19 protein-coding genes are annotated in these 21,230 nt (G+C 67.2%); 11 read left to right on the top strand and 8 right to left on the bottom strand.

The window, feature by feature from the left end; translation table 11 throughout:
• The first annotated feature begins 19 nt into the window (after window positions 1-19).
• Entirely contained in the window at window positions 20-1,318 is a 1,299-nt protein-coding gene (locus tag MEU52_RS19450; protein WP_238122995.1) for an NCS2 family permease, read from the top strand.
• A gap of 71 nt (window positions 1,319-1,389) precedes the next feature.
• Entirely contained in the window at window positions 1,390-2,727 is a 1,338-nt protein-coding gene (guaD, locus tag MEU52_RS19445; protein ID WP_238122996.1) for a guanine deaminase, read from the top strand.
• Between the two features lie 23 nt (window positions 2,728-2,750).
• Here guaD and MEU52_RS19440 read toward each other — a convergent pair whose 3' ends face one another.
• The 4 genes from MEU52_RS19440 to MEU52_RS19425 all read right to left on the bottom strand — a co-directional run bounded on the left by MEU52_RS19440 (window position 2,751) and on the right by MEU52_RS19425 (window position 7,936).
• Window positions 2,751-4,373 (bottom strand): ABC-F family ATP-binding cassette domain-containing protein, encoded by a 1,623-nt coding sequence (locus MEU52_RS19440; protein ID WP_238122997.1) that lies wholly within the window; start codon window positions 4,371-4,373, stop codon window positions 2,751-2,753.
• Between the two features lie 105 nt (window positions 4,374-4,478).
• Window positions 4,479-5,018 (bottom strand): DUF924 family protein, encoded by a 540-nt coding sequence (locus MEU52_RS19435; protein WP_238122998.1) that lies wholly within the window; start codon window positions 5,016-5,018, stop codon window positions 4,479-4,481.
• On the bottom strand, window positions 5,015-6,862 hold the full coding sequence (locus MEU52_RS19430; RefSeq protein ID WP_238122999.1) for a monovalent cation:proton antiporter-2 (CPA2) family protein: 1,848 nt from the start codon (window positions 6,860-6,862) through the stop codon (window positions 5,015-5,017). The genes MEU52_RS19435 and MEU52_RS19430 overlap by 4 nt, the downstream gene beginning before the upstream one ends.
• Window positions 6,863-7,162: 300 nt before the next feature.
• A complete protein-coding gene (locus MEU52_RS19425; protein ID WP_238123000.1) occupies window positions 7,163-7,936 on the bottom strand; it encodes an SDR family oxidoreductase in 774 nt (257 codons plus the stop codon).
• 135 nt (window positions 7,937-8,071) lie between these two features.
• On the opposite strand from MEU52_RS19425, the gene MEU52_RS19420 reads away from it, so the two are divergent.
• A complete protein-coding gene (locus MEU52_RS19420; RefSeq protein WP_238123001.1) occupies window positions 8,072-8,971 on the top strand; it encodes a LysR family transcriptional regulator in 900 nt (299 codons plus the stop codon).
• 28 nt (window positions 8,972-8,999) lie between these two features.
• Here MEU52_RS19420 and MEU52_RS19415 read toward each other — a convergent pair whose 3' ends face one another.
• Window positions 9,000-10,052, bottom strand: a complete 1,053-nt coding sequence (locus tag MEU52_RS19415) for an AraC family transcriptional regulator (protein WP_238123002.1) — start codon at window positions 10,050-10,052, stop codon at window positions 9,000-9,002.
• Between the two features lie 345 nt (window positions 10,053-10,397).
• On the opposite strand from MEU52_RS19415, the gene MEU52_RS19410 reads away from it, so the two are divergent.
• The gene (locus MEU52_RS19410) at window positions 10,398-12,032 is read left to right on the top strand and encodes an arylsulfatase (protein WP_238123003.1); all 1,635 of its coding nucleotides are present in this window, start codon (window positions 10,398-10,400) and stop codon (window positions 12,030-12,032) included.
• Window positions 12,033-12,107: 75 nt separating this feature from the next.
• Here the strand turns inward: MEU52_RS19410 and MEU52_RS19405 are convergent, their stop codons facing one another.
• Window positions 12,108-13,274, bottom strand: coding sequence for a helix-turn-helix transcriptional regulator (locus tag MEU52_RS19405; RefSeq protein ID WP_238123004.1), 1,167 nt, complete (start codon window positions 13,272-13,274; stop codon window positions 12,108-12,110).
• 316 nt (window positions 13,275-13,590) lie between these two features.
• The gene (locus MEU52_RS19400; RefSeq protein WP_238123005.1) at window positions 13,591-14,511 is read right to left on the bottom strand and encodes a LysR family transcriptional regulator; all 921 of its coding nucleotides are present in this window, start codon (window positions 14,509-14,511) and stop codon (window positions 13,591-13,593) included.
• Window positions 14,512-14,668: 157 nt separating this feature from the next.
• Here MEU52_RS19400 and MEU52_RS19395 point away from each other — a divergent pair, with 157 nt between their 5' ends.
• The 7 genes from MEU52_RS19395 to MEU52_RS19365 all read left to right on the top strand — a co-directional run bounded on the left by MEU52_RS19395 (window position 14,669) and on the right by MEU52_RS19365 (window position 20,032).
• A complete protein-coding gene (locus MEU52_RS19395; protein ID WP_238123006.1) occupies window positions 14,669-15,685 on the top strand; it encodes an ABC transporter substrate-binding protein in 1,017 nt (338 codons plus the stop codon).
• On the top strand, window positions 15,682-16,407 hold the full coding sequence (rutB, locus tag MEU52_RS19390) for a pyrimidine utilization protein B (RefSeq protein ID WP_238123007.1): 726 nt from the start codon (window positions 15,682-15,684) through the stop codon (window positions 16,405-16,407). Before MEU52_RS19395 ends, rutB begins: the two co-directional genes overlap by 4 nt.
• Before the next feature lie 15 nt (window positions 16,408-16,422).
• Window positions 16,423-16,809, top strand: a complete 387-nt coding sequence (gene rutC, locus MEU52_RS19385; protein ID WP_238123008.1) for a pyrimidine utilization protein C — start codon at window positions 16,423-16,425, stop codon at window positions 16,807-16,809.
• 75 nt (window positions 16,810-16,884) lie between these two features.
• A complete protein-coding gene (locus MEU52_RS19380; RefSeq protein WP_238123009.1) occupies window positions 16,885-17,637 on the top strand; it encodes an ABC transporter permease in 753 nt (250 codons plus the stop codon).
• 25 nt (window positions 17,638-17,662) lie between these two features.
• Complete coding sequence (gene rutD / locus MEU52_RS19375; RefSeq protein ID WP_238123010.1) at window positions 17,663-18,460, top strand: pyrimidine utilization protein D; 798 nt, start codon at window positions 17,663-17,665, stop codon at window positions 18,458-18,460.
• Window positions 18,457-19,242, top strand: a complete 786-nt coding sequence (locus MEU52_RS19370; protein WP_238123011.1) for an ABC transporter ATP-binding protein — start codon at window positions 18,457-18,459, stop codon at window positions 19,240-19,242. The genes rutD and MEU52_RS19370 overlap by 4 nt, the downstream gene beginning before the upstream one ends.
• A 118-nt stretch (window positions 19,243-19,360) precedes the next feature.
• On the top strand, window positions 19,361-20,032 hold the full coding sequence (locus tag MEU52_RS19365) for a VIT1/CCC1 transporter family protein (RefSeq protein ID WP_238123012.1): 672 nt from the start codon (window positions 19,361-19,363) through the stop codon (window positions 20,030-20,032).
• Between the two features lie 61 nt (window positions 20,033-20,093).
• Here the strand turns inward: MEU52_RS19365 and MEU52_RS19360 are convergent, their stop codons facing one another.
• Window positions 20,094-21,110, bottom strand: coding sequence for an HAD family hydrolase (locus MEU52_RS19360; protein WP_238123013.1), 1,017 nt, complete (start codon window positions 21,108-21,110; stop codon window positions 20,094-20,096).
• Window positions 21,111-21,230 lie beyond the last annotated feature (120 nt).

The following is a 21,230-nucleotide window of genomic DNA, read 5'->3' as shown; positions in this document are numbered from 1 at the left end:
CCAGCCGAGGAACCGGACGATGTTAGAGCGCTTATTTGCCCTGAAAGAACACGGCACGAACGTACGCACGGAGATTTTGGCCGGTGTCACCACCTTCGTGACCATGGCCTATATCATCTTCATCAACCCCATCATTTTGGGGGATGCGGGCATGCCCCACGGGGCGGTGTTCGTCGCCACCTGCATCGTGGCGGCGGTCGGCACCCTCATCATGGGGCTTTACGCCAATTATCCCATCGCCCTCGCCCCGGGCATGGGGCTCAACGCCTATTTCGCTTATGTGGTGGTGCTCGGCATGGGCTACACCTGGCAGGCGGCGCTGGGCGCGGTGTTCATCTCCGGCTCGCTGTTCCTGCTGGTGACGCTGCTGAAGCTGCGCGACATCATCGTCAACGGCATTCCCCACTCGCTGCGCATCGCCATCACCGTGGGCATCGGCCTGTTCCTGGCCATCATCTCCCTGAAGAGCGCCGGCATCATCAAGGGCGACAAGGCCACCCTCGTCACCCTCGGCGACCTCCACAAGCCGGAAGTGGTGCTCTCGGTCATCGGCTTCCTGATCGTCGCCGTGCTGTCCGTGCGCAAGGTGAAGGGCGCGCTTCTCATCGGCATCCTGGCGGTGACGGTAATGAGCTTCCTGTTCGCCGGTAACACCTTCAAGGGCATCGTCTCCATGCCGCCCTCCATCGAGCCGACCCTGTTCGCGCTCGATATCACCGGCGCGCTTTCCGGCGGCTTCCTCAATGTGGTGCTGGTGTTCTTCTTGGTCGAACTGTTCGACGCCACCGGCACGCTCATGGGCGTCGCCCGCCGCGCCGGCCTTCTGACGCCGGAGCGCCAGGGCCGGCTCAGCCGTGCCCTGATGGCCGACAGCGGCGCCATCTTCCTCGGCTCCCTGCTCGGCACCTCCAGCACCACCGCTTATCTCGAAAGCGCCTCCGGCGTGCAGGAAGGCGGGCGCACCGGCCTCACCGCGGTGACGGTGGCGGTGCTGTTCCTCGCGGCCCTGTTCATCTCGCCGCTGGCGGGCGCGGTGCCGGCCTATGCCACCGCCCCGGCCCTGTTCTACGTGGCCTGCCTGATGCTGCGCGACCTGGTGGAGCTGGACTGGGAGGACACCACCGAGGTGATCCCCGCCTGCGTGACGGCGCTGCTGATGCCCTTCACCTATTCCATCGCCAACGGCGTCTCGTTCGGCTTCATCACCTATGCGGCGCTGAAGCTGCTGACCGGCCGGGCCAAACAGGTGCACCCGGTGGTGTGGATCATCGCCGCCGTCTTCCTGTTCAAATTCATCCACGACACCGCCAGCCACTGAGCCCGCGCAGCGAACCTTGCGGCGCCGGCTTTCGCGCCGGCGCCGGCCCCGAAAGTGCCCCGGAGAGCGTCATGTCTGCCCCCCAAATGTCGGCCCTGCGCGGGCCGGCGGTGTCCCTGCGGGACAACCCCTTCGCCGCGGATCCGGCGCGCTGCCTCGACTATCTGGACGACGCGCTGATCCTCATGGAGGGCGGCGTCATCCGCGCCATCGGCCCCTATCAGGAGCTGGCCGGGCGCCTGCCCGCCGGCGTCACGCTCGATCACTACCCGGACGCGCTGTTGTGCCCGGGCTTCATCGACACCCATGTGCATTATCCCCAGCTGCAGATGATCGGCGCCTATGGCGAGCAGCTGCTGGAATGGCTTAACCGCTACACCTTCCCCACCGAGCAGCAGTTCGCCGACGCCGCCCATGCGGACAAGGTCGCGGCCCTGTTCCTCAAGGAGCTGCTGCGGGCCGGAACCACCACCGCGCTGGTCTATTGCACGGTCCATCCCGCCTCGGTGGAGGCGTTCTTTGCGCAGTCCGAGCGGCTCGGCACCCGCATGATCGCCGGCAAGGTGCTGATGGACCGCAACGCGCCGCCCGCTCTGTGCGACACCGCCGAGCGCGGCTATCGAGAGAGCAAGGCGCTCATTCAGCGCTGGCACGGGCGCGGCCGCCAGCTCTATTGCGTCACACCCCGGTTCGCCCCCACCAGCACCGAAGCGCAGCTGGAGGCCGCCGGCACCCTGCTCGCCGAGCATGACGGCGTGTTCCTGCAGACCCATCTGTGTGAAAACAAAAACGAAATGGCCTGGGTGCGGGATCTGTTCCCGGACCGCTCCAGCTATCTCGATGTCTATGCCCATGCCGGGCTGGTGCAGCCGCGCGCCGTATTCGGCCATGGGGTGCACCTCAACGAGCACGATTTCTGCACCTGCCACGGGGCGGATGCCGCCATCGCCCACTGCCCCACCTCCAACCTGTTCCTGGGCAGCGGCCTGTTTCCCCTGTTCGATGCGGTGGACCCGCGCCGACCGGTGCGGGTGGGGCTCGGCACCGATGTGGGCGCCGGCACCAGCCTGTCCCAATTGCAGAGCCTCAACGAGGCCTACAAGGTGGCCGCCCTGAGCGGCCACAGGCTCAATGCGGTGCAGGGCCTCTATCTCGCCACCCTGGGCGGGGCGCGAGCGCTGCACCTGGACGACCGGCTCGGCCGCCTCGCCCCCGGCTATGAGGCCGACATCTGCGTGCTCGATCCGAAAGCAACGCCGCTCATGGCCTTCCGCACCGGCTATTGCAGCTCCATCGAGGACCTGCTGTTCGCGCTGATGACCCTGGGCGACGACCGCGCCATTCGCGCCACCTATGTGGCCGGGCGCCAGGTGCACGACCGGGATGAGGACGTCCGGGAGCGCCCTTAGCTCCTGAGGCCAGGGGCCTCTCCTCAGCTCCTGAGGCCTGGGGCCTCCTGGCCGGTGCGGGCCACATATTCAGTGTAGCCGCCGGGATATTGGTGGATGCCCTCCGGCGTCAGCTCCAGCACCCGGTTGGAGAGGGCGGCGAGGAAGTGCCGGTCGTGGGACACGAACAGCATGGTGCCCTCGTAATTGGCCAGCGCCGCGATCAGCATGTCCTTGGTGGCCATGTCGAGATGGTTGGTGGGCTCGTCCAGAACCAGGAAGTTCGGCGGGTCATAGAGCATCTTGGCCATCACCAGCCGTGCCTTCTCACCGCCGGAGAGCACCCGGCAGCGCTTGTCCTGGTCGTCGCCGGAGAAGCCAAAGCAGCCGGCGAGGCTGCGCAGCGAGCCCTGGGCGGCCTGGGGAAAGGCGTCCTCCAGGGTCTCGAACACGGTGCGCTCTCCCTCCAGCACCTCCATGGCATGCTGGGCGAAATAGGCCATCTTCACGCTGCCGCCGAGGTTCACGGTGCCCGCGTCGGGCGGCGTGGTGCCGGTAACGAGCTTGAGCAAAGTGGACTTGCCGGCGCCGTTGATGCCCATCACCGCCCAGCGCTCGCGCCGGCGCACGTGGAAATCGAGCCCCTCATAAATGCGCCGGGCGCCATAGCTCTTGTCCACCGCCTTGAGGCTCACCACGTCCTCGCCGGAGCGGGGCGCGGGCTGGAACTCGAACGCCACCACCTGCCGGCGGCGAGGTGGCTCCACCCGGTCGATCTTGTCGAGCTTCTTCACCCGGCTCTGCACCTGCGCCGCATGGGAGGCGCGCGCCTTGAACCGCTCGATGAAGGCGATCTCCTTGGCCAGCATGGCCTGCTGGCGCTCGAACTGGGCCTGCTGCTGCTTGTCGGCCAGCGCCCGCTGCTGGGCATAGAATTCATAATTGCCCGCATAGCTGGTGAGGGTGCCGGCATCGATCTCGATCACCTTGCCGACGATGCGGTTCATGAACGCGCGATCGTGGGAGGTGAGCATCAGGGCGCCGGAGAAATTCTTGAGGAAGGCCTCCAGCCAGATGATGCTTTCGAGATCGAGATGGTTGGAGGGCTCGTCCAGCAGCATCACGTCGGGCCGCATGAGCAGGATGCGGGCGAGGGCCACGCGCATCTTCCAGCCGCCGGAGAGCCGACCCACGTCGCCTTCGATCATCTCCGGGCTGAAGCCGAGGCCGGCCAGAACCTCGCTGGCGCGCCCCTCCAGGGAATAGCCGTCCAGTTCCTCGAAGCGGGCCTGCACCTCGCCATAGCGCTCGATGATGGCGTCCATCTCGTCGGCCCGCTCGGGATCGACCATGGCCTGTTCCAGCTCGCGCAGCTCGGCGGCGATGACGCTGACCGGGCCGGCGCCGTCCATCACCTCGGCCAGCACCGAGCGGCCGGACATCTCGCCCACGTCCTGGCTGAAATAGCCGATGGTGGTGCCGCGATCGATGGAGACCTGGCCCTCGTCTGGCGTCTCCTCGCCGGTGATGAGGCGGAACAGGGTGCTCTTGCCGGCGCCGTTGGGGCCCACGAGGCCGATCTTCTCGCCGTTGAGGAGACTGGCGGAGGCCTCGATGAAGACGATCTGCTTGCCGTTCTGCTTGCCGATGGAGTCGAGCCGGATCATAAGCGCGGGAAATCCTGAATGATGCTGCGCCGCGCTTAGGCCATTTGACCGCCCGGGGGAAGTGCGCAGTCTGCAGAGCCGGGACCCACTTCGCTCGAAAATGCTCTAGCCGGCAAAGCCCCCCTCGGCCAGGAAGCGCGCCTCCTCCGCCGTGGTCTCGCGCCCCAGCAGGGGATTGCGATGGGGGAAGCGGCCGAAGCGCAGCACGATGTCCCGGTGGTCGATGGCATGGGCGAGCCAGGGCTCGCCGAGCTGCAGATTGAGCGCCACCGACAGTTCCTGGTCCACCAGATCCTCCGCATGGGCGAAGGGCAGGCAGAAGAATACCCGCAAGCCCTCCTCCACCTGAGCCATATGGCCGGCCGCCAGCGCCGCCCGCGCGAAGCTGCGGGCCAGGGGATCGGTGGCATACATGTGGCCCGTGCCGCGAAAGGCGTTGCGGGGAAACTGGTCGGTGAGGATGAGGAGGGCCAGCGCCCCCTCCGCCGTTTCCATCCAATCGTCGTGCAGGCGCGCTGCCACCGCCATGTGGCGATCCAGGAACATCTCGCGGAACTGCCGGTCGAAATGCGGATCGTGGGAGAACCAATGGCCGGCGGCACCGGCAGCGCGCCAGAAGTCGAGCAGCGAGGCGATGGCGGTCATGCCGGAGTTCCCGGATGCGGTGCATTGCCATGGATCAGCTCGCGACCGGCATAAAGGCCCTCGGTTTCCTCCAGGGCCAGCCGCTCCCCATCACGCCGCCGCACATCCTCCATCACATGCGTGCGTTCCTCCTCGCTGACCCCCATGAGCTCCAGCGCCTTCTCGCCGAGCATCAAGGCGGACTCGAACGTCTCGCGGATCTGGAACTCCACCCCGGCGTGGATCAGCGCGATGGCGTGCTCGCGATCGGCGGCGCGGGCCAGCACCGGCACCAGGGGAAATTCCGCCTTGGCGAGCTCAGCCACCTTCAGGCTCGCCTCCCGATCGTTCAGCGCGATGATGATCAGCCGCGCGGTGCCGGCCCCGGCGGCGTGCAGGATATCGAGGCGGGCGCCGTCGCCATAATAGACCTTGAAGCCGAAGTCTCGGGCATCGCGAATGGCGTCGGTATTGGTCTCGATGATGGAGACCGAGCAGGCATTGCCCAAAAGCGGCTGGCTGACGATCTGCCCGAACCGGCCGAAGCCGATCAGCAGCACGCTGGCGGAAAGGTCCTCCACCGCCTCCACCCCTTCCATGGAGGGGGCCGGCTTTGGCATCAGCCGATCGTGCAGCACGATCAGGATGGGGGTCAGCGCCATGGAGACGATGATGGTGGCGGTGAGCAGCGCATTGGCCCGCGCATCGATGATGCCCACGGCGCTGGCGGAGGCGTAGAGCACAAAGGCGAATTCGCCGCCCTGAGCCATCAGCACCGCCCGCTCGATGGCCTCCCGGTTGGAGGCCCGAAACAGCCGGGCGATGGCATAGATGCCGATCATCTTCAGCACCATGTAGGCGATGACCGAAACCGCGATCAGGCGCCAGCTCTGCGCGATCACCGCCAGATCAAGGGCCATGCCCACGCCGAGGAAGAACAGGCCCAGGAGGATGCCGCGGAACGGCTCGATATCCGCCTCCAGCTGATGGCGGAACGAGGATTCCGAGAGCAGCACACCGGCCAGGAACGCCCCCATGGCCATGGAGAGGCCGCCGAGCTGCATGGCCAGCGCCGCGCCCAGCACCACGAACAGCGCCGCCGCCGTCATCACCTCCCGCGCCTTGGCCTTGCCGAGCAGGCGGAATAGGGGATCGAGCAGATAGCGGCCGGCCAGCACCAGGGCGAGGATGGAGGCGAGGCCAATGCCCACCGAGGTGAGCCGGTCGGCCAGCGTGGTGTTCTCCCCGCCCGGGGCCAGGAACGCCACCAGCGCCAGCAGCGGCACGATGGCGAGATCTTCCAGGAGCAGAATGGCGACGATGCGCCGGCCCTTGGGCAGGCCGATGGCGCGCCGCTCCTCCAGCATCTGCATGACGATGGCGGTGGAGGTGAGCACGAAGCCGGTGCCGGCCACAAAGCTCTGCGGCACCGGATAGCCCAGCGCCAGCCCCACCAAGGTGAGCAAGGCGATGCAGGCCAGCACCTGGGCGAGGCCGAGGCCGAAGATCTCACCGCGCATGGCCCACAGGCGCGAGGGCTGCATCTCGAGGCCGATGATGAACAGGAACATCACCACGCCCAGCTCGGCCACGTGCAGAATGGACTGGGCATTGGAGAACAGGCCGAGGCCGAACGGGCCGATGACGAGGCCGGCGGCGAGATAGCCCAGCACCGAGCCAAGGCCGAGGCGCTTGAACAGCGGCACCGCCACCACCGCCGCCCCCAGCAGCACCACCGCGGGAACAAGATCGAACCCGCCATGGCTGGCCGCTTCCGCGGCATGGTTGGCGAGGTCGCTCGCAATGTTGCCCGCAACTTGGCTCGCAACTTGGCTCGCAACTTGGCTGGCAGCTTCGGCGGACATGACCCATCCCATCCAGAATCACCGCGGCAACAGGCACACGACAGCGGTCTCACGCCAGTATCGCCAAGCGACGCCGGTTTTCCATAGCCCTCAGGCTGTGGCGGTCACACGCCCTTGAAGGCCACGCTACGGGCCCTCCCCCACGCCGGCCCGCCGGGTGTCATCGACGGATTGGCGCGGAGGGAGGGTGCGGGGAAGGCGGCGCGGCAACACCGCCTCACCCGCCCGGACACCGCACAGGGCGGCGCCCGGCCGATTCCAGCCGGTGCAAATGCCGGTCATCGGCACCGGTCATTCCACTCACTTGGTGGTGTAGCCGCCGTTGACCAGGATGGTCTGGCCGGTCATCCACCAGCCGTCGGACACCAGGAGGCGGATCCAGGGCACGATGTCCTCGATGTCGGTGAGGCCGGTCTTGGAGACAGCGGAGAGCGCCGCGGCAGTCTTGTGGTAGGCAACCGCATCCGCCCCCTCCGCCGGATAGAAGAAGGGCGTGTCCATGGGCCCGGGACCGATGGCGGTCACCGAGATGCCGCGGGCCCCGAACTCCTTCGACGCCGCGCGGGTGAAATGCTCCACCGGCGCCTTGGTGCCCGCATAGCTCGCATAGAAGGGCGTGAAGGCACCAAGGAGGGAGGTGACCAGGGTGACGATCTTCCCATTGTCGTTGAGATGGCGGCCCGCTTCCTTCAGGAAGAAGAAGGCGGCCTTGGCGTTCACCGCGCTCATCTCGTCATATTCGGCTTCGCTGATCTCCAGGATCGGCTTCTTCAGCACCTTGCCGACGGTGTTGATGGCGATATCCGGGCGGCCCACGGCAGCGACCACATCGGCGAACAGCTTCTCCATGGCACCAGCGGTGGTGAGATCGGCCTGAAAGGCCACCGCCTGCGCCCCTGCAACCTTCAGCGCAGCCACGGTGGCGTCCGCCTGCGGCTTGGCGGCAGCGCTGTTGTAGTGGATCGCCACCGCCTTGGCGCCGTGGGCGGCGAGATCGAGGGCGATCAGCCCGCCAAGGTTCTTCGCCCCGCCCGTCACAAGAGCCGTCTTGCCCGTGATGGAATGATCAACCATGGCCCGATCCCTTCTGGTGCCCAGCGACCACCCCGCGGGATCGCTTTGTCCATGGCAGGCTATCGTCTACATTTCTCAGATAAACTCCGCACTAGTGACCACACTTGTTAGAAAATACGAACAATAAGGGGCACCATGGATCGCATCGAGCTGTTCCGCATTTTCGGTCGCGTGGTGGAATGCGCGAGCTTCACGCGGGCAGCCGACAGCCTGGGCCTGCCGCGCTCGTCCGTCTCGGCGGCGGTGCAGGAGCTGGAGAACCGCGTGGGCGTACGCCTGCTCAACCGCACCACCCGAAAAGTCTCTCCCACCCACGACGGGTCCGCTTTCTATGAACGCTGCCAGCGCCTGGTGGCCGATGTCGAGGAGGCCGAAGGGCTGTTCCGCCACAACCCGGGGCAGCCGACGGGCAAGCTCAAGGTGGATGTGCCGGGCCGCATCGGCCGGCTCATCGTCGCCCCCGCTTTGCCGGCCTTTCTCGCGCGCTATCCCGGCATCCAGATCGACCTCGGCGTGAGCGACCGCGCCATCGACCTCATCGCCGACAGTGTCGACTGCGCGTTGCGGGTGGGGCCGCTCACCGATTCCGGGCTCATCGCCCGCCCCCTGGGCGAGCTGGCGCTGATCAATGTGGCGAGCCCGGCCTACCTCGCCTCTCATGGCACCCCGCAAATGCCATCGGACCTCCCCCAGCACCTCGCCGTCAATTACACGTCCCCCTCCACCGGCCGCGTGGCCGACTGGGAATGGGAAGATGCCGATGGTTTTCACACCTTGCAGCTGCCCGCGCGGGTGAGCGTGAACAGCGCCGAAGCCTCCATCGCCTGCTGTCTGGCCGGATTGGGGCTCATTCAGATTCCAGCCTACGACGTGCGCCACCACCTGGCAGAGGGCGAACTGGTTGAGGTGCTCCCGCGCTTTCGCGCCGCGCCCATGCCCATGGCCCTGCTCTATCCGCACCGCCAGCACCTGTCGGCGCGGCTGAAAGTGTTCATCGACTGGCTGGAACAACGCATGAGGCAAGCCCTGGCGTGAGCAGGCCGGACGAGTTGGCTGCCAGGCCTCAGGCCTCCAGGGGTTGGCCGGCGAGCGAGCGGGCAACCAGCATACGCCGGAAGGCCGAGGGGGACATGCCGGTCCAGCGGCTGAAGGCCAGCGTGAAGTTGCTGTGGTCCTCGTAACCAAGACCCAGGGCGATCTCCAGCACCGGCAGATCGGTTTCCGTCAGCAGCGCCACCGCCCGCTCGTGGCGCACCGAATCGAGGATCTCGCGGTAATTGAACCCCTTGTTTCGCAGGCGGCGCTGCAGCCCCTGCACACTGAGGCCCACCAACTGGGCGGCGCCGTCGATGTCGCAGCGCCCATCGAGCAGCCGCAAGGCGATGGCCGCAGACAGCGCCCGCGCCGGCTCCGGCGCATCCTTCAAGGCGATGTCGGCGGCCACGTCGCGGAGGGTGAGCACCCGGCATCCCAGCGGCACGCGCCGATCCCGGCTCCGGGAGAGCACATCGGCGCCGAACGCGATACCCGATCCGCGCCCGCCGAAATGCACCGGCACCTGCAGCCAGTCCTCCATGAGCGCCGCATCGGGATCCCGCGGATAGTTGATCTCCACCCAGTCGGGCAGCCAGTCCTTACCCAGATAGTGCCGCATCATCATGATCATCGGCGGCACCAGGTGATCGGCATGCTGGATGCGCGACACCCCGAGGTCCGGCACCACGAAGCGCAGCACCCGCCGATTCCGCTCCACCGCAAGCTCCATCACCCCGCCGCTGACATGCGCCCAGCAGTGGGTGACCACCCGCTGCAGCGCCTCGCCCAGGGTCGGCGCCTGCGTGCAATACTCGACCCACAGCCCGTAGGCCCGGTGGGTCATCTGCGCCCCCACATCGAGACCCAGCGTGCGCTGGCCCAACTGCCGACCGCTGCGGGTGAACAGATTCATCATAGAAAGCAGCGGAATAGGCGTTGTCGGCGCATCCCGCAGGGCAATCGGCAGGCTTTCACGCTCGAACACATCGAGCATGGTTTTCTCCCCCGCCCGCTCTTCCAGCAGCTGCGGCAGAGCCCCGAAGCCGCCGGCGCGCACGATGGGGATGACAGACAGGCGCATGGCCCTATTAGCCCTTGAGATTGACGTCAAATGACAAGCGAAAGCGCATCATGTTGCTCATTCTGCAGCCCCGCGCAAGCGATCATCATGGCTAGCCTTTTTCTCCGGAGACCGAGTTGCAGAAGTTGCACGACATTGGCAAGCTCTCGGCGTCGATCGCAAGGACCTAACTCCGGAGCTTTTTTTCGCGCCCAAACGCGATGTTCTGCAGCGCCAAGACTCGGACATACGTGCTGCCAGATTTTCCGCCGCGATCGCAACGGCAGCGACGGATTTCATCAGCGCGTCATGAGCAGCGCCCGTGCCCACCCCCGGGCCGGGCGAGCCCCACAAGGAGTGACGAAGATGAAGCGCCTCGTGCTCGCGACCCTGGTCGCGGCAGCATTCAGCAGCCCGGGCCTCGCCCAGACTGACCCCAAGCAACCCAACATTCTCCTGATCGTTTCGGACGATACCGGCTACGGCGATCTCGGGGCCTATCTCGGCGGCGAAGAGCGCGGCATGCCGACCCCGAACCTCGATGCCCTCGCCAGCGAAGGTATGCTGTTCACCTCCTTCTATGGCCAGCCCAGCTGCACCCCCGGCCGCGCGGCCATGCAGACCGGCCGCATCCCGAACCGCTCCGGCATGACCACCGTGGCCTTCCAGGGCCAGGGCGGCGGCCTGCCGCACGCGGAGTGGACCCTGGCCTCGGTGCTGAAGCAGGCCGGCTACAACACTTACTTCACCGGCAAGTGGCACCTGGGCGAAGCCGATTACGCGCTGCCCAACGCCCAGGGCTATGACGTGATGAAGTACACCTTCCTCTACCACCTGAACGCCTACACCTACGGCGATCCCAACTGGTTCCCCGACATGAGCCCCGAGGATCGGGCCATGTTCCAGCGGGTCACCAAGGGCGCCCTTTCGGGCAAGGCGGGCGAGGCCCCCAAGCAGGACTTCTCCGTCAACGGCGAATATGTGAACACGCCGGAAAAGGGCGTGGTCGGCATTCCGTTCCTCGATGAGTATGTGGAGAAGGCGGCGCTCGAGTTCCTCGACGATGCGGCCAAGACCAAGAAGCCCTTCTTCATCAACGTCAACTTCATGAAGAACCACCAGCCGAACATGCCGGCCCCGGAGTTCATTCATAAGTCCCCGTCCAAGAGCAAGTATTCCGACTCGGTGCTGGAGCTCGACACCCGCATCGGCCGCGTGCTCAAGAAGCTCGATGAGCTTGGGCTGAGCGAGAACACCATCGTGTTCTACACGGTGGACAATGGCGCCTGGCAGGATGTTTACCCCGACTCGGGATACACGCCCTTCCGCGGCACCAAGGGGACGGACCGCGAGGGCGGTAGCCGTGTCCCGGCCATCGTGCGCTGGCCCGGCCACGTGAAGCCCGCCACCCGGAGCGCGGCGATCGTCGGCGGCCTCGATCTCATGAAGACCTTCGCCACCGCCGCCGGCCTCAAGGAGCTGCCCAAGGAGGATCGCGACGGCAAGCCGATCATCTTCGACAGCTTCGACATGACCCCGGTGTGGACCGGCAAGGGCGAGCCCACCCGCAACTCCTGGTTCTACTTCACCGAGAACGAGCTGACCCCCGGCGCCGCGCGCCTCGGCCACCTCAAGGCGGTGTTCAACCTGCGTGGTGATGACGGCGCCCCCACCGGCGGTCTTGCTGTCGACACCAACAAGGGCTGGAAGGGTGAAGAGAAGTATGTGGCGACCGTGCCGCAGGTCTTCGATCTGCGCCAGGACCCGCAGGAGCGCTACGACATCTTCATGAACAACTTCACCGAGCGGACCTGGGCGCTGGTGTCCATCAACAAGGCCGTGGCCGAGCTGATGAAGACCTACATCGCCTATCCGCCGCGCAAGCTGCAGAGCGAGGTCTACACCGGCCCCATCACCATCTCGCGCTATGAGATGTTCCAGAACGTGCGCGAGCAGCTGAAAGGCCAGGGCTTCAGCATCGGCCTGCCCACGGGCAACTGATCCCCCGCGAGGCTCACCATCTGCGGCAGCCGGCCCACCAGGGCCGGCTGCCTTGCGTTTGGCAGGCCTGTGGTGTCAGCGCCGCAGCGCCGATACCTTGGTCACCAGCTCCGCCTGGCGATGCACATCCAGCTTCTGGAAAACGCGCTTCAGCACCACCCGCGCGGTGCCCTCGGTAATGCCGAGCCGCTCCGCCGCCTGCTTCACCTTCAGCCCCGCGCACAGCAGCGATGTCAGCCGCGCCTCGCCCAGGGAGAGGCCGAAGATGGAGCGAATGACCGACGGATCGATCACCGCCCCCTGCTCCAGGGGCTGCGCCAGCACCAGCACATGGGGCTTCGGCCGCGCAAGGCCGAGATGATCGCTGGAGGCCCCCACCACGGGCATTGCCCACACCGCCAGGCGGCTGGTGCCGCTGCGGTCCGACACGGTGGTCGGCCGCGGCGCGCCTGCGCCCACACCCGAACCTCCACCCACGCCCGCACCTGCCCCCCCATGGGCCACATGGGCTTCGCGCACGGTGGCGGCAAACGCCGCGTGCTCGTCGGAGGAGGCCGGCTGCAGCGGCCCGCCGTCGCTGGTGAAATAGCGCCCCACCAGGTCTTGCGCCGGGCGGTTCATCAGCACCGGGCGCTGCTGGTCATCCAGAATGAAAGCGGCCCGGTCCATGGAGTCCAGAGCGGTGCCGAGGGATTGGCTCACTGTCTCCGAGGTGGCGAGCCGCGAGGAGATGCGCAGGGATTGCTCCACGTGATGAGACAGCGATCCGAGCCGATCCATGGCCGGGCGATCGAACGGCCCGGCCGCCTTGGCCCGCTGGACCACCAGCCCCGCCGGGGCGCCCAGCTCGGAATGGATGACCGCCACCATCTGCCAGCCGAGGCCGACTCGCGGCAGAAAATCCGTATAGAAGGGGGCGCTCTCCAGCGTCGTGTCGGCGATCACATCGTGGTCGCAATAGACGTCGCCCACCGTGAACGGCAGCTCCACCGCCGCATTGAGCCAGGGATTGTGCTCCCACCAGCGTTCCGACCGATAAAGCTGCACCGCTTCCGCGAGCTCCGGGGAATGCTCGATCACCCGCCATCCCTGGCTTTCGCGGACATAGAGCAGCGCCCCGGTGGCCGCGAACACGCCGGCGACACCGGCAAGCGCCTGGGACCATAGGGCCGGGCGCAGGGTGGCTTCATAGATGCGATAGACCGCGTCATTCACGCTCGGCAGCTGTCCGCCACTATCCAAGTCACCGTCCCCTATGGCGCAACACACCCGAACACCGCCCCGCCGGACACCGATCGGCGGGGGTTGGGCCCCATCCATAATATGCCGTCGCAGCGGCCGTAAAGCACCGCCAGCGCTCAGGAACCCAGCGCCCGCAAACGTCTCCCGTTTGGGAGATAGCGAGGACCCGGCCGGTTTGCGAGATTGGCACGGGTCGGGGCGGTGAGCAGACCGGCGCGGTCCATCGTCGCTCGGGGGGTCGGGCGATGGACACTGAGCCGCGCTCGGTCTGCTCGTCGGCAGAGCGCCGCCCATATCACGACGCTCCCGGCGCGCCTCAGGGATTGATCGAGCGCACGTTGCGGAAATCCTCCCGCGCCGCGCCGGCCAGTATAGCCCGGTGGAAGGAGCGCCCCGCCGGCGAGAGATCGCGGCCCGCCCGCTTGATCAGGAACAATTGGCGCTCCACCTGCGGCTCCACCAGGGGCCGGAAGGTGAGCACCGGGTGATCCGGCCGGGGCCAGGCGAGGCTCGGCAGCGGCGCCACGCCCACCCCCGCCTCCACCATGGCCAGCAGCGTGGCCGGATGCTCCGCCTCATGGTGCGGGGCGGTCGCAACCGGCAGGCCGCGCTCCATCTCCAGGCGGATGCCGGTGCCGGGCGCCATGGCCACCACCCCGGCGGCCGAGGCCTCAGCCCAGGTGACTTCCCCCCTGTCCGCCAGGGGATGATCGCGGCGCATCACCAAGGCGAACACGTCGGTGAGCAGGAAGCTGCTGTCGAGCTCGGGGTCGTCCCCCGGCACGTTGGCGACGCCCAGTTCCGCATCGCCGCTGCGCAAGCCCGCGATGATCTGGTGTCGCGGCGCCTCCTTCACGGTGACGCTCACCATGGGGTGCGCCGCCTGGAACTGGGCCAGCACCGACGGCAGCAGCCGCAGCGCCACCGAGGGCACGCAGGTGACCGACACCTGGCCGCGCCGATGCTCCTTGAGGTCCTTCAAGTCCTGCAATTGGTGATCGAGATCGGCCAGCACCCGCTGGATGCCGGGCAGGAAGTCCCGCCCGGCGGCGCTCAGCTGCACACTGCGGGTGGTGCGGTCCAGGAGCCGCAGGCCGAGGTCCCCCTCCAGTTGCTGCACCGCCTGGCTGAGGGCCGATTGCGACAGGCCGAGGCTCCGCGCCGCCCGGCTGAAACTACCGGTCTGGGCCACGGCCACGAAGGCGCGCAATTGGCGCAGGTTCATATTCATCTGCATTGCTAATAAATATATCCATTTTTCCCGGCTTGTTAATAAGCGTCGCGAATGCCAGGATTTTGATCGTGATCAACGAATGTGCACATTTCGCCTCCGCGGATGATGCACCGGATGGCGCGGCTCACGTGCCACCACTTCCTTCCGAGAGGCCCTCCCGATGCTGATGGATCGGCGTTCGCTGCTGAAATTCTCCCTCGCCGGCGCTGCCGCGGGCACCCTCGGCCTGCCGGGCCTCGCCCGCGCTGCCGGCACCCCCGTGGTCATCGCCGAGGCGCTGCGCCTCGGCATGTATGCAACGCTTTATGTGGCCGCCGACAAAGGCCTGTTCGCCAAGCACGGGCTGGCCGCGGACATCTCCACCGCCGGCGGCATCGCCCTGCCCGCGCCCATGGTGCTCTCGGGCCGCGCCCAGTTCGGCGTCACCAGCCCCGGCATGTCGGTGAATGCGGCCCGCGAGGGCGGCAAGATGAAGAACATCGCCAAGATCGTCGGCGGCGTCTCCATGTGGGCCATGGCGCGCCCCGACAGCCCCATCAAGAGCATCGACGACCTGCGCGGCAAGACCATCGCCACCCTGAAGTTCCCCTCCTCCACCATTCAGGTGCCCACCTTCGCCATGAAGACTGTGGGCAAGTTCGATCCCAAGGAGGCCGGCGTCACCTTCCTGGAGCTGCCAGCCGGCGCCCAGGCGGCGGCGGTGAAGGACGGCCGCGCCGACGTGGCCACCGCCTTTGAATGGGACATCTCCATCGGCGCCGAGCAGTTCGGCCTGAAGCCGGTGCTCTCGTTCGGCGACATCATCGGCCCGCTGTGCTTCACCACCGCCATGGCGAGCGAGGACTATATCGCCAAGAACCCGGCCACCGTGCAGGCCTTCTGCAATGCCCTCGCCGAGGCGCAGAAGATGATGCACCAGGACAATGCGGTCTTCACCCAGGTGGCTGAAAAGTACTTCCCCAAGGTGTCGCCGGCGGTGATCGCCAACGCCACCAAGAACTTCTTTGGCTCGCGCACCGCCATTCCCCAGAACCCCACCATTTCCGAAGAGGAATGGACCCGCGCCATGGCGCTGGAGCAAGGTGGCGGCTCCATCAAGGAGCCCCTGCCCTATGCCCAGATGGTGGACAATTCCTTCGCCCTGAAGGCGGCGAAGGACTTTGGAGTTGCCGGATGACCGTCGAAACCACCTACCCCACCACGCGCCAGCGCGTGGTGCTGCCTGCCCGCCCCGAGCCGCTGTCGCTGGCGGTGGAGGAAACCGCCATCGTCGTGGTGGACATGCAGAATGCCTATGCCTCCCCCGGCGGCTATCTCGACCTTGCCGGCTTTGACATCTCCGGTGCCAAGGCCGCCATCTCGGCCATCGCCGAGACGGTGGAGGTGGCGCGCAAGGCCGGCGTCACCGTGGTGTTCTTCCAGAACGGCTGGGACAAGGATTATGTGGAGGCCGGCGGCCCCGGCTCGCCCAACTGGCACAAGTCCAACGCCTTGAAGACCATGCGGGCGCGGCCGGAGCTGGACGGCAAGCTGCTCGCCAAGGGCGGCTGGGATTATGCGCTCGTCGACGCGCTGACGCCCCAGCCCGGTGACATCGTGGTGCAGAAGCCGCGCTATTCGGCTTTCTTCAATTCCCAGTTCGACACGCTGATGAGGGCCCGCGGCATCCGCAACCTGGTGTTCTGCGGCATCGCCACCAATGTCTGCGTAGAATCCACCCTTCGGGACGGCTTCCACCTCGAATATTTCGGCATCCTGCTGGAGGATGCGACCCATCAGGCCGGGCCCGAATACGTGCAGCAGGCCACCATCTACAATGTGGAGACCTTCTTCGGCTGGGTCTCCAACGTCGCCGAATTCCGCCGCGCCTTCGCGCAGATTCCCCCTCAGGACCGCTGAACCGAGGCCCTCGCCATGACCACTCGCGCCATCATCCCCGCCGGCTCCGGCGCCCCGCTCGCCCCCTATTCCCCCGGCATGCAGGCGGACAACACCATCTACGTGTCCGGCACCCTGGCCTTCGACGCCAACAACAATGTGGTGCATCTGGGCGATGCCGCGGCCCAGACCCGGCATGTGCTGGAGACCATCAAATCGGTGCTGGAAGCGGCCGGCTCCGGCATGGCCGATGTCACCTTCAACCACATCTTCCTCACCGATTGGAGCAATTACGCCGCCATCAACACCGTCTATGCGGAATACTTCCCGGGCGAGAAGCCGGCCCGCTATTGCGTGCAGGTAGGCCTCGTGAAGCCCGGCGCGCTGGTGGAGATCGCCACCATCGCCCACAAGCGGGGCTGAGCGGTGACCTTGGCCTCCGCCCCGACATCCCCACAGATGCAGCCGCGCGCCGCTGGCCGGCGGAGCGGCTGGCAGGTGCGACTGCCTTCGGCGCCGCGGGTGGCGCTCTATCAGCTGGCGCTGCTGGTGGGCCTCCTGGCCGCCTGGGAAGCGGCCGTCAGCCTCGATTGGCTGCCGGTCTACCTCTATGGCAGACCGAGCGGCGTGTTCGCCAAGGGCTGGCAATTGCTGCTCTCCGGCGAGCTGCTGCGGGACGCCGGCCTCACCGCCTGGGAGGCGGTGTCGGGCTTCGTCATCGGCACCGTGCTGGGCAGCGCCGCCGGCCTGCTCTTGTGGCTGTTTCCTACCGGAGCGGCGGTGCTGCGGCCCTATATGATCGCCCTCAACGGCCTGCCGAAGATCGCGCTGGCGCCGCTGATCATCGTCTGGTTCGGCATCGGCCTCGGCTCCAAGATCGCCATTGCCGCCATCATCACCTTCATCGTCGCCCTCATCACCGCCCAGCAGGGCGCCAAGGAAGTGGATTCCGACTTGGTGAAGCTGATGCGCTCGCTCGGGGCGAGCCGCCTGCGCACCTGGCGCACGGTGATCGTGCCCGGCGCCATGCCGTGGATCGTCTCCGCCTTCCGGCTCAACGTGGGCTTCGCGCTGATCGGCGCCGTGGTGGGCGAGTACATCGCCTCCAAGGAGGGCCTCGGCTACATGATCTACTATGCCGGCGTGCTTTACGATCTCAACGCCGTGTGGGTGGGCATCGCCGCGCTGATGGCCGTCGCCCTCGCCATGTATGGCGCCATCGACTGGCTCGAACGGCGCCTCCTCGCCTGATCCCTTTCGCAAACGAAGACGATCCATGCCCTACGCGCACGGCGGCGACGCCGATCTCTATTATGAAGTCCATGGCAGCGGCACGCCCATCCTGCTCTCGGCCGGCATGGGCGGCGGCGGCGGCTTCTGGGGCCCGCAGGTGGAGGCCCTCGCCGCCCGCCACCAGGTCATCGTCTACGACCACGCCGGCACCGGCCGCAGCGGCCGCGACATCGGCCCCCGCTCCATCTCCGAGATGGCCGGCGACATGGCCCGGGTGCTCGATGCCGCCGGCGTGGACGACGCCCACGTGGCCGGCCACGCCATTGGCGGCATCATCGGCATGGAGCTGGCGCTGTCGGCACCGGAGCGGGTGCGCAGCCTCACCGTGGTGAACGGCTGGGCGCGGGCCGACGATTTCATCCGCCGCTGCTTCGAGGTGAGAAAGCGCATTCTGCTCGCCTCCGGCCCGGCCGCCTATGTGCGGGCCCAGCCGCTGTTCCTCTATCCGCCGCGCTGGATCGCCGAGAACACCGCCACCCTCGATGCCGAGGAAGAGCGCATGGTGGCGCACTTCCCGCACACCGACACCATGCTGAACCGCATCGAGACCTTTCTCGCCTTCGATGGGAGCGCGCGGCTCGCCGACATCCGCGTGCCCACCCTGCTGGCGGCGGCGCGGGACGATGCGCTGGTGCCCTCCTATCTCTCCGAGCAGCTGGCCGCCGGCATTCCCGATGCGCGGGTGGCGGCGGTGGACTGGGGCGCCCACGCCTTCACCGCCGTGACCCCCGACGCCTTCAACGCCATGCTGCTCGACTTCTGCGCGGAGACTGACCGATGAGCGAGACCCGGACCGTGGTGCTGCGCGCCACCGATGTGGGTGTCACCTTTCCTGGCGCCAAGGGCCCGGTGGAGGCCATCCGCAAGGTGGATTTCGAGCTCTATGAGGGCGAGACCCTGGCCATCGTCGGCCCCTCGGGCTGCGGCAAATCCACCTTGTTCAACGCCATTTCCGGCCTCCTGAAGCCCACCCGTGGCCATATCGAGGTGGATGGGGTGACCGTGGAGGATGCCACCGGCCATGTGGGCTACATGCTGCAGAAGGACCTGCTGCTGCCCTGGCGCACGGTGATGGAAAACGTGGTGCTGGGCCTTGAGGTGCGGGGCGTGGCGACGGCGCGCGCCGAGGCCATCGCCCAGGAGCTCATCACCGCCTATGGTCTCGCCGGCTTCGAGCATGCCAAGCCCGCCACCCTGTCGGGCGGCATGCGCCAGCGCGTCGCCATCATGCGCACGCTGGCGTTCGATCCCAAGGTGATCCTGCTGGACGAGCCCTTCTCCGCCCTCGATTTCCAGACCCGCCTGCTGCTCCAGGCGGATGTGGCGCGGATCATCGCCGAGCGCGGCAAGAGCGCCATTCTCGTCACCCACGACATCGGCGAGGCCATCGCCATGGCCGATCGGGTGCTGGTCCTGAGCCTGCGCCCCTCCGTGGTGCGCGCGGTGCACGAGATCGCCCTGCCGAAGACCGAGCGGGACCCGGTGGCGCTGCGCGCCCATCCCGAGTTCAACGCTCTGTTCTCCCGCATCTGGGCGGATCTGGAGATCCCCAAGGCGGCCTGAGGGCAGCGCCCCCTGCACTCTCACGCGCGTGACATCGGCGGGGCCGCCCATGATATGCTGGAGGGCCCTGCCAGCCTTCGCCAGCCCGGCCGAAAGACGGGGCTGAAAGGACCCGCGCATGTCGGCCGCCGCCCGCCTCCTCGCCTCGCTGAAAGCCTCCATCGGTGATGTGGTGTTCGGGATGGAAGACGGCACCGTCTCCATCTTCGGCCTGGTGTTCGGCGTCGCGATCAGCACCGATGATCCCCACACCGTGCTCATCGCCGGCGCCACCGGCGCCGCCGCAGCGGCGGTGTCCATGATGGCCGGCAGCTACCTCGATGCCGAATCCGTCCGCGATGCCCGGCGCGCGCGCCAGCAGGGCGCCATGGACCCGGCGCTTGCGCGCACCGAAACGCAGGCGATCACCGCCGCCCTGAGCCGGGGCGGCATGGCGCCGGCCGATGTGGAAACGGTGGCGCAGGCCCTGGGGCGCGCCCCGCGGGCGGCCGCCGGCCTGCGCACCGAGCTGGATGATGCCGCCGACGGCGCCAGCCCCACCTCGCACGCCTTCTGGATGTTCGTTTCCGATCTGTTTGCCGGCTTCACCCCGGTGCTGCCGTTCGCCGTGCTGCCCATGGACAGCGCGCGCATCGTGTCCATCGTGCTCACCACCATCCTTCTGGTGGCCCTGGGCATTGGTCGCGGGCTGGTGGCCAGGCGACCGGTGGTGCGTGCCACGCTGGAAACCCTCAGCATCGCTGCCTCGGCCGCGCTTGCCGGCATCGTCGTCGGCCACCTTCTGTCATGAGAGCGCGCCGCCGGCGCCGCGGCCATGGGGGTCACGGCGCCGGAGACGGGACAGGCTGGTGCTACTGGGGCGGAAAAACCGTGGCCCAGTCGTCCTTCATGTGAATGACATGCCAGCCGCTCTTGTCCGCTTCGTCCATGAGCGCGGGCGAGAAGGTGCCGAACGGCGTATTCGGCAGGCCGCCGGCCGGCCCATAGGCATATTCGCGCACCGGATCGTCGTGATAGACCAGCATCATCAGGCGGGCGCCCGGGCCGGCGGCGGTCCACTGCAGCATCTGCTCATCGCCGTTCGAATTGCCGAAGGCCGCGATCGGCCGCAGCCCGATATGCGAATTGATGCCCACGGGCTTGCCTTCCTTGTCGTCGATGAAGGCGATATCCGCCAGACGCAGCAGCTCGGGCTTGCCGTCCACATTCTTGTACTCGGTCTTCACGGAAGACCCCACCACGTTCTGCGGCGGAATGTTATAGACCCGCGCGGTCCACGGCCGCATGAACTCGATGCCGCCACCGGACACGATGAAGGTTTTGAAATCGTTCTGCTGCAGATATTTGATCACCTCCAGCATGGGCTGGTAGACGAGCTCGGTATAGGGGCGCTGAAAGCGCGGATGCTTGGCCTCGGCGATCCAGCCGCTGACGATCTTCTCGAACGCCTCGGTGCTCATGCCCGCATGGGTCACCGCCACGATCTTCATCAGCCCGCCGACTCCGCTTTCACCCAGAGTCTTCATGTCGCCTTCGAGCGCTGCCTTGAAGGGCTGCGTGGTCTTCCATTCGGGATGCTGCGGGGCGAGCACCTTCAGCCGATCGAGAGCGAACGCCAGCTGGGTGTACATGGGATGCTCGACCCACAGCGTGCCGTCGTTGTCGAAGGTGGCGATCCGCTCGGCCGGCGGCACATAGTCCTTGCCGGCCTTGTCGGTCACCTTCTCCACGAAGGAGATGATGGCGCTCTTGTTGGCCCCCTCGTTCCACGACGGCAGCGGATCGTTTTTCGCCATGGCGGAAAAGGCGACTGCGACACTCGCCACGGCCGCGACAGCCCACCGCGTCAACCCCAAGGATACACGCATCACTGCCCCTCCTGATGCACCGGGGTCATGTCCCGGTCCTCTGTGATCGCGCGGCGGCGAAACCGCCGCACCTTCCCTGGCGCGGCCGCGCCAGCGCAGCGCCCGCGGCCGGCCGGACCC

It is taken from the genome of Xanthobacter sp. NM-25 (genome assembly GCF_022138605.1).
Classification (GTDB): Bacteria; Pseudomonadota; Alphaproteobacteria; order Rhizobiales; family Xanthobacteraceae; genus Xanthobacter.
This window is presented reverse-complemented; position numbering and strand designations above follow the sequence as displayed.

Coding starts and splice junctions, on each gene's coding strand:
- MEU52_RS19450 (WP_238122995.1), top strand. CDS start 20: ATGTTAGAGCGCTTATTTGCCCTGAAAGAACACGGCACGAACGTACGC.
- guaD (WP_238122996.1), top strand. CDS start 1,390: ATGTCTGCCCCCCAAATGTCGGCCCTGCGCGGGCCGGCGGTGTCCCTG.
- MEU52_RS19440 (WP_238122997.1), bottom strand. CDS start 4,373: ATGATCCGGCTCGACTCCATCGGCAAGCAGAACGGCAAGCAGATCGTC.
- MEU52_RS19435 (WP_238122998.1), bottom strand. CDS start 5,018: ATGACCGCCATCGCCTCGCTGCTCGACTTCTGGCGCGCTGCCGGTGCC.
- MEU52_RS19430 (WP_238122999.1), bottom strand. CDS start 6,862: ATGTCCGCCGAAGCTGCCAGCCAAGTTGCGAGCCAAGTTGCGAGCCAA.
- MEU52_RS19425 (WP_238123000.1), bottom strand. CDS start 7,936: ATGGTTGATCATTCCATCACGGGCAAGACGGCTCTTGTGACGGGCGGG.
- MEU52_RS19420 (WP_238123001.1), top strand. CDS start 8,072: ATGGATCGCATCGAGCTGTTCCGCATTTTCGGTCGCGTGGTGGAATGC.
- MEU52_RS19415 (WP_238123002.1), bottom strand. CDS start 10,052: ATGCGCCTGTCTGTCATCCCCATCGTGCGCGCCGGCGGCTTCGGGGCT.
- MEU52_RS19410 (WP_238123003.1), top strand. CDS start 10,398: ATGAAGCGCCTCGTGCTCGCGACCCTGGTCGCGGCAGCATTCAGCAGC.
- MEU52_RS19400 (WP_238123005.1), bottom strand. CDS start 14,511: ATGCAGATGAATATGAACCTGCGCCAATTGCGCGCCTTCGTGGCCGTG.
- MEU52_RS19395 (WP_238123006.1), top strand. CDS start 14,669: ATGCTGATGGATCGGCGTTCGCTGCTGAAATTCTCCCTCGCCGGCGCT.
- rutB (WP_238123007.1), top strand. CDS start 15,682: ATGACCGTCGAAACCACCTACCCCACCACGCGCCAGCGCGTGGTGCTG.
- rutC (WP_238123008.1), top strand. CDS start 16,423: ATGACCACTCGCGCCATCATCCCCGCCGGCTCCGGCGCCCCGCTCGCC.
- rutD (WP_238123010.1), top strand. CDS start 17,663: ATGCCCTACGCGCACGGCGGCGACGCCGATCTCTATTATGAAGTCCAT.
- MEU52_RS19370 (WP_238123011.1), top strand. CDS start 18,457: ATGAGCGAGACCCGGACCGTGGTGCTGCGCGCCACCGATGTGGGTGTC.
- MEU52_RS19365 (WP_238123012.1), top strand. CDS start 19,361: ATGTCGGCCGCCGCCCGCCTCCTCGCCTCGCTGAAAGCCTCCATCGGT.
- MEU52_RS19360 (WP_238123013.1), bottom strand. CDS start 21,110: ATGCGTGTATCCTTGGGGTTGACGCGGTGGGCTGTCGCGGCCGTGGCG.